11 protein-coding genes and 3 pseudogenes are annotated in these 13,634 nt (G+C 70.7%); 7 read left to right on the forward strand and 7 right to left on the reverse strand.

Annotated features, from left to right (window positions below; all coding sequences use genetic code 11):
* The first annotated feature begins 269 nt into the window (after positions 1 to 269).
* From ACQEXA_RS02345 to ACQEXA_RS02355, 3 genes are read left to right on the forward strand one after another with little or no spacing between them, the layout of a single operon-like run.
* Entirely contained in the window at positions 270 to 1,649 is a 1,380-nt protein-coding gene (locus ACQEXA_RS02345; protein WP_433128398.1) for a hypothetical protein, read from the forward strand.
* 38 nt (positions 1,650 to 1,687) lie between these two features.
* Complete coding sequence (tnpC, locus tag ACQEXA_RS02350) at positions 1,688 to 3,136, forward strand: IS66 family transposase (protein ID WP_432920114.1); 1,449 nt, start codon at positions 1,688 to 1,690, stop codon at positions 3,134 to 3,136.
* A gap of 36 nt (positions 3,137 to 3,172) precedes the next feature.
* Positions 3,173 to 3,970: a zinc ribbon domain-containing protein gene (locus tag ACQEXA_RS02355; RefSeq protein WP_433128400.1), complete on the forward strand. Its 798-nt coding sequence runs from the start codon at positions 3,173 to 3,175 to the stop codon at positions 3,968 to 3,970.
* Here the strand turns inward: ACQEXA_RS02355 and ACQEXA_RS02360 are convergent.
* The gene (locus ACQEXA_RS02360; RefSeq protein WP_433134426.1) at positions 3,953 to 4,414 is read right to left on the reverse strand and encodes a transposase; all 462 of its coding nucleotides are present in this window, start codon (positions 4,412 to 4,414) and stop codon (positions 3,953 to 3,955) included. The genes ACQEXA_RS02355 and ACQEXA_RS02360 overlap by 18 nt on opposite strands.
* Before the next feature lie 27 nt (positions 4,415 to 4,441).
* Positions 4,442 to 5,719 (reverse strand): MFS transporter, encoded by a 1,278-nt coding sequence (locus ACQEXA_RS02365; protein WP_432937683.1) that lies wholly within the window; start codon positions 5,717 to 5,719, stop codon positions 4,442 to 4,444.
* Positions 5,720 to 5,875: 156 nt separating this feature from the next.
* On the opposite strand from ACQEXA_RS02365, the gene ACQEXA_RS02370 reads away from it, so the two are divergent.
* Positions 5,876 to 6,790, forward strand: coding sequence for a LysR family transcriptional regulator (locus tag ACQEXA_RS02370; protein WP_432937681.1), 915 nt, complete (start codon positions 5,876 to 5,878; stop codon positions 6,788 to 6,790).
* A 215-nt stretch (positions 6,791 to 7,005) separates the two neighbouring features.
* Here ACQEXA_RS02370 and ACQEXA_RS02375 read toward each other — a convergent pair whose 3' ends face one another.
* Both ACQEXA_RS02375 and ACQEXA_RS02380 read right to left on the reverse strand, forming a co-directional pair.
* A complete protein-coding gene (locus tag ACQEXA_RS02375; RefSeq protein ID WP_432937679.1) occupies positions 7,006 to 8,934 on the reverse strand; it encodes a hypothetical protein in 1,929 nt (642 codons plus the stop codon).
* 367 nt (positions 8,935 to 9,301) lie between these two features.
* Positions 9,302 to 9,532, reverse strand: coding sequence for a hypothetical protein (locus tag ACQEXA_RS02380; RefSeq protein ID WP_432937677.1), 231 nt, complete (start codon positions 9,530 to 9,532; stop codon positions 9,302 to 9,304).
* A gap of 554 nt (positions 9,533 to 10,086) precedes the next feature.
* On the opposite strand from ACQEXA_RS02380, the pseudogene ACQEXA_RS02385 reads away from it, so the two are divergent.
* Both ACQEXA_RS02385 and ACQEXA_RS02390 read left to right on the forward strand, forming a co-directional pair.
* Positions 10,087 to 10,357: pseudogene (locus tag ACQEXA_RS02385) on the forward strand (SDR family oxidoreductase); the annotation flags it as partial.
* Positions 10,358 to 10,437: 80 nt separating this feature from the next.
* Positions 10,438 to 11,349 (forward strand): DUF2510 domain-containing protein, encoded by a 912-nt coding sequence (locus ACQEXA_RS02390; protein WP_432937674.1) that lies wholly within the window; start codon positions 10,438 to 10,440, stop codon positions 11,347 to 11,349.
* A 46-nt stretch (positions 11,350 to 11,395) separates the two neighbouring features.
* Here the strand turns inward: ACQEXA_RS02390 and ACQEXA_RS02395 are convergent.
* Positions 11,396 to 11,572: pseudogene (locus ACQEXA_RS02395) on the reverse strand (amino acid deaminase/aldolase); the annotation flags it as partial.
* 14 nt (positions 11,573 to 11,586) lie between these two features.
* Here ACQEXA_RS02395 and ACQEXA_RS02400 point away from each other — a divergent pair.
* Positions 11,587 to 11,811 (forward strand): annotated as a pseudogene (locus ACQEXA_RS02400) (site-specific integrase); the annotation flags it as partial.
* 37 nt (positions 11,812 to 11,848) lie between these two features.
* On the opposite strand, the gene ACQEXA_RS02405 reads toward ACQEXA_RS02400, so the two are convergent.
* A complete protein-coding gene (locus ACQEXA_RS02405; protein WP_433128402.1) occupies positions 11,849 to 13,180 on the reverse strand; it encodes an RNA polymerase sigma factor in 1,332 nt (443 codons plus the stop codon).
* Positions 13,153 to 13,572: a YciI family protein gene (locus tag ACQEXA_RS02410; RefSeq protein ID WP_432937670.1), complete on the reverse strand. Its 420-nt coding sequence runs from the start codon at positions 13,570 to 13,572 to the stop codon at positions 13,153 to 13,155. Before ACQEXA_RS02410 ends, ACQEXA_RS02405 begins: the two co-directional genes overlap by 28 nt.
* Positions 13,573 to 13,634 lie beyond the last annotated feature (62 nt).

Below are 13,634 nucleotides of genomic sequence, written 5' to 3' on the forward strand. Positions count from 1 at the left end.
TACCGCGGCCCGTATGGGGTGCGAGCTCCCACAGTTACTCGATGAGGTGCTGCATGTGCGGCCCGGTCAGTGGTGTCCAGGCATGAAGGTCGGCCGACGTGCGGCGGGCAAGAGGCAGGTGCATGAAGGCCATCGTAGAGACCGAAGTCTTGTCGTGGCACGGGGCGTTGTCAGTGGGGTTTTGTAGCTTTGGCGTTGGTTGCCGTGCTGGTCAAACTGCGGACAGGTGACGGCGTCCGGCATGAGCCAAAGAAGGAGGTGGAGCATCGGTGACCACAGAACTGTGTGAGACCGCGGCCTGCTTCGATGCTGCTCCTGCTCGTCGATACCGGGGAAAGAACAAGGGGAAGCGCTGGACGCGAAGCGCGGACATCGACGTTGCGGTGATCCGTCTGCCGCTGGATGTCCACGACCCCGGCGCCCGGCACCGGACCGAGGGTCTGTTCTGGGCGATGTGGTCCGTCAAACGCGCACTGCAGCGTGACGCGCGGGACGCCGTCGACGCGTACTGGGCCGGCGATGTCCGCCGCGAGAGGGACGCGAAAGTCTGGCGGCTTCAGCTGGGTCTGTCCCGGGAAGGGATGGAACGCCGCGCCTACCGGCACATGGAAAACTCCAGGCACCTCGCCCATCACGTCACCAAAGCACTGGTGATGCACCAGGCCGACGAGGTCTTCGAGACTTCCGTGAGCCGGCATCTGCTCCCGGACTCTTCCGGCCGCAGGCACGGCCGGCCCCGCGCGGGCCGGTGGTGGGACTACACCCGCATCCCAGGCCGCGCCCGCTCCCACACCATCTCGCGGAAGTGGGAGACCTTCCGGCTGCACGGCACCCTGGCCGGGCACCTGGACACCTACCGCAACCGCAACCTCGACCATACGGTCACCACCCCGGAGCAGGCTGCCGCGCTCCCGGCAGGGACCGGGGTGCTGGAGCAGCCTCGGCATCTGCCTGCTCCTATGCGCCCTACGGGACGTATTCAGACGGGCGAGGTGACGGCGAAGGACACGACGAAGACGCGGGCCGCGACGTGGTGGGACCACACCGGGCCTTTGGTCGTCGTGTTCACCGGCGGCGCCGGTTCACGTCGTGGTGACCTGGTCCTGCCCGTCCGGCTGCCCTCGGGTTCGGGTCGCTGGCCGCGCCTGGTGCACTTCCTGACCAATCCCGATACCTGGCACAAGATCGACCTCGTGCGCCGCCGCGACACCTCAGCGCCGGGCGGGTGGGCCTACGAAGCCCACCTGATGGTCCTGACCGGCGGCTACGCATCCCCCGCCACGAAGGCCCGGCGTGCGGCGGCGGCCGCACTCGAGCGGGTCGGTGGCATCGACGGCAACGTCTCCAACCTCTCCATCGTCTCCTTCCCCCACACCTTCGACCCCGCCGACGGCGACGTCGAAACAACCCGCATCGAGCCCAGCGACGCGGAGCTTGCCGCGCTGGCGAAAGCCCGCCGCAAGGACCGCGGCCGCAGGCGCGCCCTCGACCGCTCCCGCCGAGCGTCCAACCCCGGCCAGTACCGGCCGTCGAAACGCCAACAAGCCCGGGCCGAAAGGCGCCAGGCCGCGGGCCTTCTCGCACGGATCGTCGAAACGCCCGGCGGGGCAAGGGCAGCGGTAACTGGTTTGGTGGTCCTGGCGCACTGAGTTGATCTTGGCGTCCAACTCGTTGATCATTGGATCTCGTGTCCGACACCCCGCCGCTGCCGAGCTACGCGGAACTGATTGCACTCGTTGGCGAGTTGAGGGCCGAGCTGACGGCCGCCCGGGCCGAGATCGCTGAGCTGCGCGCGGAGAACGGTGAGCTGAAGCGGCGTCTGGGGATGAACTCGAAGAACTCCTCCAAGCCGCCGTCCAGCGACGGGCTGGCGAGGCCGACGTCGCTACGTAAGCCCTCGGGCCGAGGCCCGGGCAAGCCCCGCGGCGGCGCCGGGGGCGCGCTGATGCAGGTCGACGAGCCCGACGCGATCGAGGTCCATTCCCCGACCGCCTGCCTGGGCTGCGCGGGTGACCTGACCGGGGCCGAGGTAGTCTCCATCGAGCGGCGGCAGGTCTTCGACCTGCCCGAGATCCGCCTGCGGGTGACCGAGCACCGCATCGAACACCGCCGCTGCGCCTGCGGGCAGGTCAACGCTGCCGCCACCCCTTCCGACGCCCCCGCCGCCCCGGCCCAGTACGGGCCGCGGCTGAAGAGCCTGGCGGTCTACCTGCTCACTCGCCAGCACCTGCCCTATGAGCGGTGCGCCGAACTGCTGGCCGACTGCCTGGACGCGGATGTGGCCACCGCGACTCTGCTCGGGTGGGCCGGGCAGGCCGCCGAGGCAGTCGCCCCGCACACCGAGGCCGTGCGGCAGCAACTCATCGAGTGCGAGGTGGTCGGCTTCGACGAGACCGGCACCCGGATCGCGGGGCGCACCTGCTGGGTACACACCGCCTGCACCCGCTCGCTGACGCTCTACCAGGTCCACACGAAGCGCGGCGTGAAGGCGTTCGAAGCCATGGGCGTCCTACCGCACTTCACCGGCATCGCGGTCCACGACGGCTGGAAGCCCTACAAGACGTACACCGACGCGGTCCACGCCCTATGCAATGCCCACCACCTGCGCGAACTGGCCTCCGTCGTGGACAACGCGCCTGCCGGCCACCCCGAGGACTGGGCCGAAGAGCTGGCCGCGCTGCTGGTGGACACCTGGGACGAGATCAAGAACATCCAGACCGCGCACCCTCACGCCACCGGCTTCACCGTCGACGCCCTCGAACGCCTCACCGCCCGCTACGAGGAGATCATCGCCGCCGGACGGACCCTGCACCCGCCCCGCGCCCCCGGCGAACCACGCCGCAAACGGGACAAGGCCGCGAACCTGCTCGACCGCCTCGACACCGAAAGCCACCAGGTGCTCCGGTTCGCCTTCGACTGGCGGGTGCCCTTCGACAACAACACCAGCGAGCAGGCCATCCGGATGGCCAAGATCCAGCAGAAGATCTCCGGCGGCTGGCGCACGGCACCCGGAGCCGAGCGCTTCTTCGCCGTGCGCGGCTACCTATCTACCGCCGCCAAGCAGGGCCGCAACCTGCTCGACACCATCACCCGACTCTTCGACGGCCGAGGCGCCTGGATCCCCACCCCAGCCTGACCACCAAACCAGTCACGGGCAGCGAACAAGGCTGGGGTGCCCAAGCAGCCCTACCGGCGCGACAGCCTGTCAGCCGGCTACCGGCTCGACCGGGCTCGCCTTGCCGAAGCCGCCGCCACCCAGGCTGCGGCAAAAGACCACCGCGCCCGCCGCATCGCCGAAGAGATCACCGCCGAGCACGGCGCGAACCTGATCGTCGAGGACTGCGACATCCGCACCTGGTACCGCAGGTGGGGCAAAGCACTGCAGGCCACCACACCCGGACGGCTCATCACCGCTCTTGGCCGGGAATGCGAGAAGACCGGCGGGCGGATGCTCCGGGCCTCCACCTTCACCACCACACTCTCCCAGACCTGCTTCTGCGGCGAAAAGGTCGTTAAAACCCTCGCCGACCGCATCCACCACTGTCCCGCCTGCGGGCTGACCGGCGACCGAGACAAGGTCTCCGCCGCCCTCTGCGCCCACGTCCACCTCACCGACCCCGACCACCCAAGCACCGCACGCCTGGACACAGTCCAGGCGCGCCACACACAGATCGTGTTCCATGAAGGGCTGCAAGAAGCCCTGTCGAGTCAACCGCAGCGCGGTGCACGCCCCAGCCGGGGCCACACCCACGCGGCAGCCCACAAGCCGGATGCTTCCGGCCGCGGGCCTCTGCTCGACAAAACACCACCACCCGGTACCGGACTTACCCCGAATGAGACCCGACCCGCCAACGAGCGGCACAAGGCCCACGTCGGAACAGCCGGCTGCACGGAGCCGGCACGCCACCCAGCCATGCCAGCCCCGCACAGACATCGGGCGGACATCACAGCATTACGTGATGGCTCTTAGGGATGTCGTTGGATCACCGGGCAGACCAGAGGAAGGTGCCGGCGATGTGGAGTCCGGCCAGGTAGATGGTCGCGCTCTGTGGGGTGCGTTCTCCGCGATCGTGTGCCGGATGCCCCGGCGCCGCAGGTAGTCGCGGCAGGGGCCGTTGCTGTAGCCCCTGTCCGCCGCGACGGCGGCCGGCTTCTTGCGGCGCCTTCCCGGCCCGAGCCGGGGATCCCGGATCTTCTCCAGCGCCGGCACGAACTGGGTGCAGTCCGCCCCCTGTTCCGCCGTGACGATCAGGGACAGCGGGCGGCAGCGGCCGTCGGCGCTCAAGTGGATCATGCTGGTGAAGCCGCCACGCGAACGGCGAGAAGCCGGAATTGGCGCGAGGCAGGCTCGAAGCGGGCAGCGTGATCCGCGTCCTCGCCAGGGAGCGTGGGATGGTGATCGTTTGGAGCACAGGCCGACCGGCGCGGGGAGGCACGGCGGTCATCGGGGACTCGCGCCGAGTTCGTGGCGCACGTACTGCGTGCGCACCGAGCGGACGCCCAGCGCGACGGCGGCGCCCACGATCACCACGAAGCCGAGCATCACCACGCGGGCGGACACGTACTGCGTCGCGATGCCCAGTGCGACGACCGGCACCGACAGACCGAGGTAGGCGCCGAGGAAGAAGAAGGCGAGCGCCTCGGCCCGGGACTCGGGCGGGGCGGTCGCCCCGGCCGCGGTCAGTGCGCTGCGGAAGGCCAGTCCTCCGCCGGCGCCGGTCAGCACCCCGCCGATCACGAACATCGCCAGGCTGGGCAGCCACATCCCGCCCACCAGCAGGGTCAGGCCGGGAACAAGCACGAGCGGGCCCGTGCGCAGCGTGAGCGCAAGCGGGGCGCGGCTCAGCGCTATCTGGGCCACCGCTCCGGCGGCGAACGCGGCGAACGCCACGGCCCCGGCCACCGCATGGGAGCTCTCGTGCAGGGTCCCGGCCAGGAAGGTGGGCGCCAGGGAGTTGAAGATTCCGTAGACGGCGAACGCACCCAGGCCTGTCGCGACGGCAGCGAAGAACATCCGGCGCGCGTGCTCCGGCACCGCGATGCGCTGCGGCCGGTACCGCGGGGCCGGATCCGGCAGGTCCGCGGTCTCGGGCGAAAAGGCGACCAGGACGGCCAGCGCGGCCAGCGCGACGAGGAACACCACGTAGGGCAGCACGAGCGGCTGGGGGGCGTACTGGGCGAGCAGCCCGGCGACCAGCGGACCGAACCCGATGCCGCCGAGGTTGGCCGCGGTGGCGACGATCTGAGAGCGGCGCGGCGAGCCCGACCGTCCGCGCCAGGTTCCCAGGTGCAGTTCGCTCAGATAGGCGGTGGCCGTCGCGGTGGTCAGGCCGACGGAGACACCGGAGAGGACCCGGGCCACCAGCAGGCCGGGCAGGCTCGGCGCGAGCACGAAGACAAGCGCGCTGACGATGTTGAGCAGCAGCGCGGGCATGAGCACCCGCTTGCGGCCGATCCAGTCGGAGAGGTGGCCGGCGAGGAAGAGGCTGGCGATCACGCCGACCGCGTACACGGCATACACGACGGTGATCATGATCGTGGAGAAGTGGTCGCGCCGCTGATAGAGCACGTACAGGGGAGTCGGCACGGCCGAAAAGCCCATGTTCACCAGAAAGGCGAGCGTGGTGGTCCAGAAGCCGAACGAGTGGTGCCGATGGCGTCGGGTGGGTCGGTGGCGGTGCGCCCGCGGCTCCGCCCGCCCTGCGGGGATGACAGACAAGTACGGCTTCCTTTTCCAAGTGCTTGCTCGAGGCAGCAGCGGCGTGGTCTGCCCTGCCGAGTCGCCCTTCAGGCTCCCTGGCTCGCTTTATGATGTCCAACGAAGAAAATCGATGGGGATCATCAATGAGCTGCATGAATGCGAAAGGAGCACGACGTGGAGCTTCGGCACTTGGAACACTTCGTGGCCGTCGCCGAGGAGGGCAGCTTCACCCGCGCCGCGGCCCGACTGCATCTGGTGCAGTCGACGCTCTCCGTCTCCGTGCGGTCCCTGGAGCGTGAACTCGGCGGGAAGCTGTTCAACCGCACTACGCGCCAGGTCGAACTCACCGACGCCGGCCGCGCCCTGCTCAACGAGGCCCGCACCGCCCTCGCGGCGGTGGACGCGGCCCGCGACGCCGTCGCAGCCGCACAGGGCGGTGTGCGCGGCACCGTCAACGTCGGCATCATGCACTCGCTGGCGCTCATCGATCTGGCCGCCACCCTCACCCGCTACCACCGGGAGCGCCCGCAGGTGCAGATCATCCCCAGCACCGCTCCGGGCGGCTCAGCCGAACTCGTCACCCGGGTGCTCGACGGCAGCCTCGACCTGGCCTTCACCGCGCTCCCCGGCATGTACCCCGCTGGCGTGACGCAGCGCCTGCTCGCGTCCGAGCCTCTCCTGCTCGCCTGCCCGGAGGGCCACCCCCTCGCCGAGCACTCGGTGATCCCGCTCGCCGACCTGGACGGCGAGCGCTTCGTGGACTTCCCCGTCGGGTGGGGCACCCGCGCCAGCGTCGACCGCATGTTCACCCGGAGCGGCCTGCGGCGGGAGATCGCCGTAGAGGTCGCCGACATCCCCACGGTCGTCGACCTGGTCCGCGCCGGATTCGGCTGCGCCTTCGTGAGCGCCTCGCTGACCTCCGGCACCCGCGCCGACGCTCTCGCAATGCGTCCGGTGCAGCCCGCGCCCCGCTTCGAGGTCTCCCTCGTCACCGCCACGGAACGCCGCCCGTCCGCCGCCGCCAGGGCGTTGATCGACCTCGTCCTGGCCACTCACGCCGCCCCCCAGGACGATGACTCCAAGGCGTGATCAGGCCGGTCCGCGGGCCGCCTCGACCGCCGGGGCCGGTCGGTCGACGCCCTCGACGTCGACGTCCGGCACCAGGAGGCCGACCTCGGTGTAGCGGGAGTGGGGCAGGGCGTCCTTTCGGGCACCGGGAGCTCCGGTTCCCGGGCGGGCTTCCGCGCGAGCGTTGTCCCGCCGCCGGGCAATCCGTTGACCGACACAGCCGACAGGCCGCGACCCTACCGATGTCGTCGGCGCCCGCGGAGCAAGCCACCGACTCGGCGGGGCCACGCCGCGGACGACTCGTCCGTGACGCGGATCCCTGCGGACCGCGCCCAGTTGCTGCTGATCTGGCCCCAAGATGGCAAGGGGTCCCGAGGGTCGTGCGGGAGGCGGCCGGTGAGCAGGGGTCGCAGGTCCGTGTCGGTTTCGGCCCAAGCGATGGAGAACTGGCTGCGGGTAACGCGGAGGCTGGTGTTGAGCTGGGTCACGGCCGCGCGGGCGCAGTCCTCGCGCCATTCGTCGTCGGACCAGTCACCCGAATCCGCGGGAGCGTCCACCGCCAGCGCCAGGCTGAGGAAGCAGGCGGCGTTGTAGTGGACCAGATGTCCGGCGGCGGCCCTGTTGGAACCCCGGTGCCGCGGCGCCGCACCGGGGGTCAGCGCCCGACTGTGCTCGTGCTGCCCCGCGTGGCCCTCGTCGCGCGCGTGATCGGCGTACAGCAGACGGCGCATCCCCCAGTCACGGCCGCCCCTGCGCCGGCCCCAGCGCGCCCTGCCGCCCGCGACCTCGCTGGCAACGTCGCAGAACGCCTCTGGGAGCCCATCGGGCGGCCGGGGGGCATTGGGGTTCACCCGAAGGACCTCGGCCGCGTGGGCGATCCGTACGGCCCCGAGGAAGGAGCGGCGACGGGTCCGCAGCGAGGGACGGGGCCGCTCGAGGGCGAACCACCGGCGCCAGTAGCGGCGTTCGCCGAGGTTTCGACGCCCCGGAAGCCAGGTGCGGGCGTAGCGGCGAATGATGGCCCGCCGGGAAAGGCGCTCGATGAGCCGGCCGAGGTGGGCGCTGGAGCTCGTTTCGTCGTCCGCCTGCGCACCCCGGTCGCCGCCTTGTCCGGCGCGGGCGATGGCCAGGCGGTACGCGGTCTCAATGTGCTCGGGCCACAGCCGGACGCAGTACGTGTAGATGTCGACGGCGCTGCGGATGCGGTCGTCTTGGTTTCGCACGCCGAAGGTCTGGGCGATAAGCTCCTGGAATCCCGCCTGATAGAGCCGGACCGGCAGGTTTCCGGGCACCAGTTCCGCGGCCTGCGCATAGTGTTTGTCTGCGCGCTGGGCCTGCTTCTTACTGGCCCTGCTCCGTCCCTTTGCAGCCAGCTCAAGAGCCAGCTCCTGCGCCTTGATGCCCATGCGGTAGAAGCGGTACGCCGCAGGGTCGTCGCCCCAGCTCTCCCAGCGGGGGATACGGTCCTTCGAGCGCGGATCCGCGAGGACCTTGACGGTGCAGTAACAAGCTATCCGATCGTACAGCTCCCTCTCGGCACCGTCCGGGGACCCGCCCGTCCGCGTGCTGGCCTCGGCCTCCATGATCGTGGCCGCCACCACCGTGTTCTTGGGCATGTACAGGATGCGCACCGAGAAGCGGAGCCGCTCGTCGTCGGCGGACAGACAGTGCAGCATCACGTGGTACGCCTGGGGGCGGAAGAGGGCGAGCCGCTTCATCACGTCCATCCAGCCGTGCGGCGAGGACGTGGTCTCCGGGGCCGGATCGGGGCCGATGGTGCTGCCGCTGCCGGGAGTCAGGACGTTCGGGCCGAGCGTGTCAGCGGCCATGTGCTCCGTGATGTAGGCTGCCAGTTCGGCGGTCCGCGCGGACTCGTGGCCCTGGCCGCCGTTGTGGTCCCCACCGTTGTGCCCGTTGCCGTTGCCCCTGTGGCCGTTGCCGCCGAGGAGGGCGCGATCCTCGCACACCACCACAGGCAGCAGCCGGTTGCTCCGGTAACGTCTCAGCAGCCAGGACCCCAGTCGGACGAGCCCGATGACGACGAAAACCAGGCCTATGGCGAGCAGCCACACGGCGGCGCTGCCGGACTGTTGCCAGAACGCGGCCCAGGCACTCAGGCCGCCCTCGGTGGACTGGGTTCCGAGCACGGCGAATTCCAGCCTCATGACACATCCCCCCTCATAATCCCCCTGACTGGTCGTACTGATCCCCCTCACCGGAGATCACCAAGCTCACAGGGGGTCGTAAATTGTCAACCCGCCTTCTCCGGGGCCTCCATACGCCCTGCCGGGTCGTGCACAACGGGCCCGTCGGCCAAGCGGGCGTGGCGACCAGGGCGCCTGGACGGAGAACTCACTCCCATGCGGAGGACTGGCCGAAACCCGCCCGGTCCCGTGCCGTCACCGACGCGCTGTCGCCGTGCGCGAAGAAGCCCGAAGTACCGTCAGGACACGTTGCCCTTCCGCCGGAAGCTACGGAACGCCGGCGCGAAGAACACCTCCGCGAACGACAGCGTCACCGACGTGCCCTTGATCACGCCGGCCCACTCCAGGCGGGGCTGGAGCCCGTCGACCCACGCGTACTGCCATAGCGTGGGCGGCACGTCCCGCAGGCAGCCAGCGCCGTGATCGCGTCCAGGACGTTGGAGAGGATGGCGACACCCACCGCCCCGCCGACCGCGCCCAGCGGGGCGTCCATCTTCGTCGCGAGCCAGAAGTCGAAGCCCCCCACCGCCCGTTGGCCGACGAAGACATAGAGGGCCACGATCGCGAGACGGCCGGTGACGGTGCCAGGGGGACAGCAGGACGCCCATACCAAGCCATGCGGGCCGGTCCCCCTCGGTGCCGCGCGCCACAACGGACCCGTTCGGCAGATGCCCTACACCGGTCAAGCGCACCGGGGCGCCCCAGGTTTCCGAGTACAGCGGGCCGCCGTCCCACAAACCTCCCCGTACCGGCAGGCACTTGCCGGGGGTGCGGACGGTGGCGCCCGGACCGACGGTGTCCCACGTGGTGAACTCCCACCCCCGGGCGCCTCGGTGCGCCGCCGCATCTCGCGCGCCGTATCGGCCTCGGCCGCGGCGCAAGCATCAACCAGCGCGACACGTCGGGCGCCGCCGCGTCGCGGCTGGTGCGGTCGGTCGCGTGCTCCTCGTCGAGGCCGAGGGTCCACCACGTGCTGTGCGTCCGGTAGACAGCCCCGCCGGTCGGCCGTCGATCGCCACCGGGTAGGGGCCTCGGCCGTCCTGCGTCCGAAGCTGTAGCGGGAAGCCTCCTCGACAGGCGCCTCCGCCGCTGCGGTCGACACATAGACACCAAATGGCCATGTCCCACGAATGGGGCGTGCAGTTCACGCGGGAAGGTATCGGGGTCAACGCCCTGCGTCTCGGCCCGGTCAACATCCCCTCCTGCAGGGGCTGTTCGCCAAGGACGCCGAGCGGGCCGCGCGCCGTCTGGCGCACATCCCGGTCGGCCGGTTCGCGGAGGGCGAGGAGATCGCCGGCGGCGGTCGTGTTCCTCGCCAGCGACGACTCCCCCTTCATGAACGCCACCGACTTCCTGGTGATCGGGCGGGATCTCGGGCGCGTAAGTGACACCGCTGTGCGGGACGGGGTGGTCAACCTCGTTGGCCGCGCCGTCAGTTCGTGCGGGTAAGGTGCCGCCGTGAACATGGCGACCCCTGGGTGGTACCCGGATCCGTGGCATGAGGGCGGCGGCCCTGCCGGGCATCGGTGGTGGGACGGCACGACCTGGACCGAGCATGTGCAGGCGCCGCTGCCACCCGGCGAGGGCAAGCGGCGCCGCGGCCTGGTCGTGGGTCTCATAACCGGCGCCCTCGTCCTGGTCGTCGGGGGTGTCACGGCGGCGGTGGTGCTGACTGGCGGCGACGACGGCCGCAAGGCACCGTCGGCCCACGGGTCTGCCTCCCCCGACCGGCACGCGCCGAGCCCGTCGGCGTCGCACCGCGCCCAGCCGAGCCCTTCCACATCCGCGGGCGAGGACCGCCACAGTGGCGGGAGCCGGCCCCCGGGGCAGCGCCCGGCCGTCACCGGACACGTCGACGACACGGTCAACGGCCTTCGCGTTCCCTTGCTGCGCGGCTGGCGGGGCACTTCCACCAAGACCGGCGCGGGCCTCGGGTACGGCACCGTGTACCGCTGCCCGGCGGTGCCCGCCGACTCCTGCCTGCCCGGTGGGGCCTACACGCGGGCCATCGCCCATCCTGGCGACCTGACCCTCGAGGAGCTGGCACAGGCCGAGATCGGCGAGGTCGCGCGGAGCACGTACGGCACGAACATGAGCGGCCTGCAGGACTACGGCGGCATCACCGGACATCGCCAGACCGCCGCGGGGGCTGTGACGGTCGCGGGCCGGAAGGGGTACTTCATCCGCTGGAAGGTCAGCACGGGCAAGGGGCCCGGCGCCGTCGTGGAAGCGGTGGTGTTCCCCTCGCCGTGGGTCCAGGGCCGCTATCTGCTGCTCGGCTTCGGTTTCGACGACAACAGCAGGGGCCCGTCCGTGACGGACATACAGTGGATCACTGATGGCATCGAGCCCCTCGACGGCGGCGGCAGCGCCTGACCGTGGCGCTGCCCGGCCGTCACAGGAACATCCGGCCCTCGCCGCGCTACGTCGGCACGGTCGCCGTGATCTCGTCGCCCTCGATCAGGTGCAGCGCGTCGATCCGTTCGCACGGCTCGCCCGCCTTGGCATGCCGGAACCACACCTTGTCGCCGATGAGGAGGTGGTCGGCGGGCGCGCCCAACAGCGGCGCCTGCACCTCGCCGGGACCCTCCTGGCGGTCGCGCTTGCTGGACCACCGCGCTGCGCGGGCCCGGCGCCGGTTGGGATCTGCATGAGTAGCGCCGCTCCGGTGTGACCCACTTCGGCGAGGCGCGGCACGGGGCCGGGGCGAGACTGCTGATGCTGATGGCGAAGTCCCGACACAAGAGGGCAGAACACGTTGGCCGCTATTTCAAGCCTCCCCCGGAGGCGATCGCCCAGGTAACCAGCCTGCTTGCGCCCGGCCGCTGCAGGCGTTGAGGGCTCCGCGCGGGCGGCTGCTACCGGGCCGCCGGTGTTACTCCAGTGCAGCCGCCTTGCACAGCAGCACTGACCGTTCGCGGGCGTTGCGGCACAGGCGGGCGGCGAGCTCCAGCTCGGTCCGTGCCTCGGCGGTCCGGCCGAGCCGGACGAGCAGCTCGCCGCGCACGCTCGGGAGCAGGTACGAGCCCGACAGGCGGCCGGAGGCGGCCAGTTCGTCCACGACGGACAGCGCCTGCTGCGGCCCTTCGGCCATCGCGATGGCGATCGCCCGGTTGAGTTCGACGATGGGTGACGGGGCGATGCGGCAGAGCGCCTCATACAGGAGCACGATGCGCTCCCAGTCGGTTTCCGGCACCGAAGACGCCGACGCGTGGCACGCGGCGATCGACGCCTGCAGACCGTACGGTCCCAGGCCGCGCCCGAGGGCCGAGGACCGGCCGAGTGCGGCCATACCGCGACGGATCGCCGACCGGTCCCACAGACGCCGGTCCTGATCCTCCAGGAGCACCGCCTCGCCACCCGGCCCGGTGCGTGCGGGAAAGCGAGCGGCCGTGAGCTCGAACAGGCCGAGCAGCCCGTGTACTTCCGGTTCATCGGGCAGCAACGCGGCCAGCATCCGGGCCAGTCGGATCGCCTCGTACGCCAGGTCGGGGCGCAGCAGGTGGTCACCGATCGTCGCCGTCGAGCCCTCCGTGAAGATCACGTACAGCGCGCTGAGGACACCGCCGAGCCGATTACGCCGTTCTTCTGTCGGCGGCAGCTCGAACGGGACTCCGGCTGCGGCGATCGTCTTCTTCGCCCGCGTGATCCGTGCCTGCACCGTCGGTGTGGGCACCAGGAACGCCCGGGCGATCTCCTCGCTGGACAGGCCGCCGACCACACGCAGCGTCAGGGCTACGCGGGCCTCGGGCGAGAGGACCGGATGGCAGGAGATGAACATCAGCGCTAGGACGTCGTCGTCGACCCGGTCGGGATCCCACGGCAGGGCGTCCGACCGGTCCGGCGGGACCACCACGCCCGAGGTCTGGTCCCCCTCGGCGAGCCAGCCTCCGAGCATGGTGTATCGCTCGTCGAGCGCCGACCGACGGCGAAAGCTGTCGATGGCGCGCCGCCGCGCGGTCGCCAGCAGCCAGTTCACCGGGTGCGTGGGCGCACCGTCGCGCGACCAGGAGACCAGCGCCTCCGCCACCGCCTCCTGCGCGACGTCCTCGGCGAGCTCGAAGTCCCCGGTGTAGCGGGTCAACGCAGCCACGATCCGTGCGGATTCGATCCGCCAGACGGCCTCGACGGCCCGCCGCGCCGACTCGGCGCTCGGCGGGCCGTCGACGGCCGCGGGCGTCACAGCTGGCCGGTCCGCTCGCGCCACGCCCGCTCCCTGATGATCCACTCGTTGTCCTGCGGGAACTCGTCGATGCCCGGTACGCGGCGGACCTCGCACTTCGAGCCGGCGACGGCCGGGAGCCGCTGGGCCCACTCGACCGCTTCCTCCTTCGATGCCACGTCGATCAGGTAGAAGCCACCGAACAGCTCCTTCGTCTCGCCGTACGGACCGTCGGTGACCACCGGCCTCTCGCCACTGAAGTCGACCACCACGCCCTGGGCCGGGTCGTCGAGGCCCTCGGCGGCCACGAGCACGCCCGCCCGGATCAACTCCTCATTGAAGCGACCCACCGTCTCGAGCATCTCCTCGAAAGGGGTGGCCATCATCTTCGCAACGGATTCGTCCGTGCCCCGCAGGATCAACATGTACTTCGCCATCTTCGGTCTCCTCGGTCTAAGGGCCGCCCTTCGGCCTTCTCACCCCAAGGTCGAACGAGGCA

It is taken from the genome of Streptomyces sp. CA-106110 (genome assembly GCF_050936285.1).
Taxonomy (GTDB): domain Bacteria; phylum Actinomycetota; class Actinomycetes; order Streptomycetales; family Streptomycetaceae; genus Streptomyces.

Bases quoted from the DNA above. Each gene is read 5' to 3' on its own strand.
- ACQEXA_RS02390 (WP_432937674.1), top strand. From the start codon at position 10,438: ATGGCGACCCCTGGGTGGTACCCGGATCCGTGGCATGAGGGCGGCGGC.
- ACQEXA_RS02410 (WP_432937670.1), bottom strand. From the start codon at position 13,572: ATGGCGAAGTACATGTTGATCCTGCGGGGCACGGACGAATCCGTTGCG.
- ACQEXA_RS02375 (WP_432937679.1), bottom strand. From the start codon at position 8,934: ATGAGGCTGGAATTCGCCGTGCTCGGAACCCAGTCCACCGAGGGCGGC.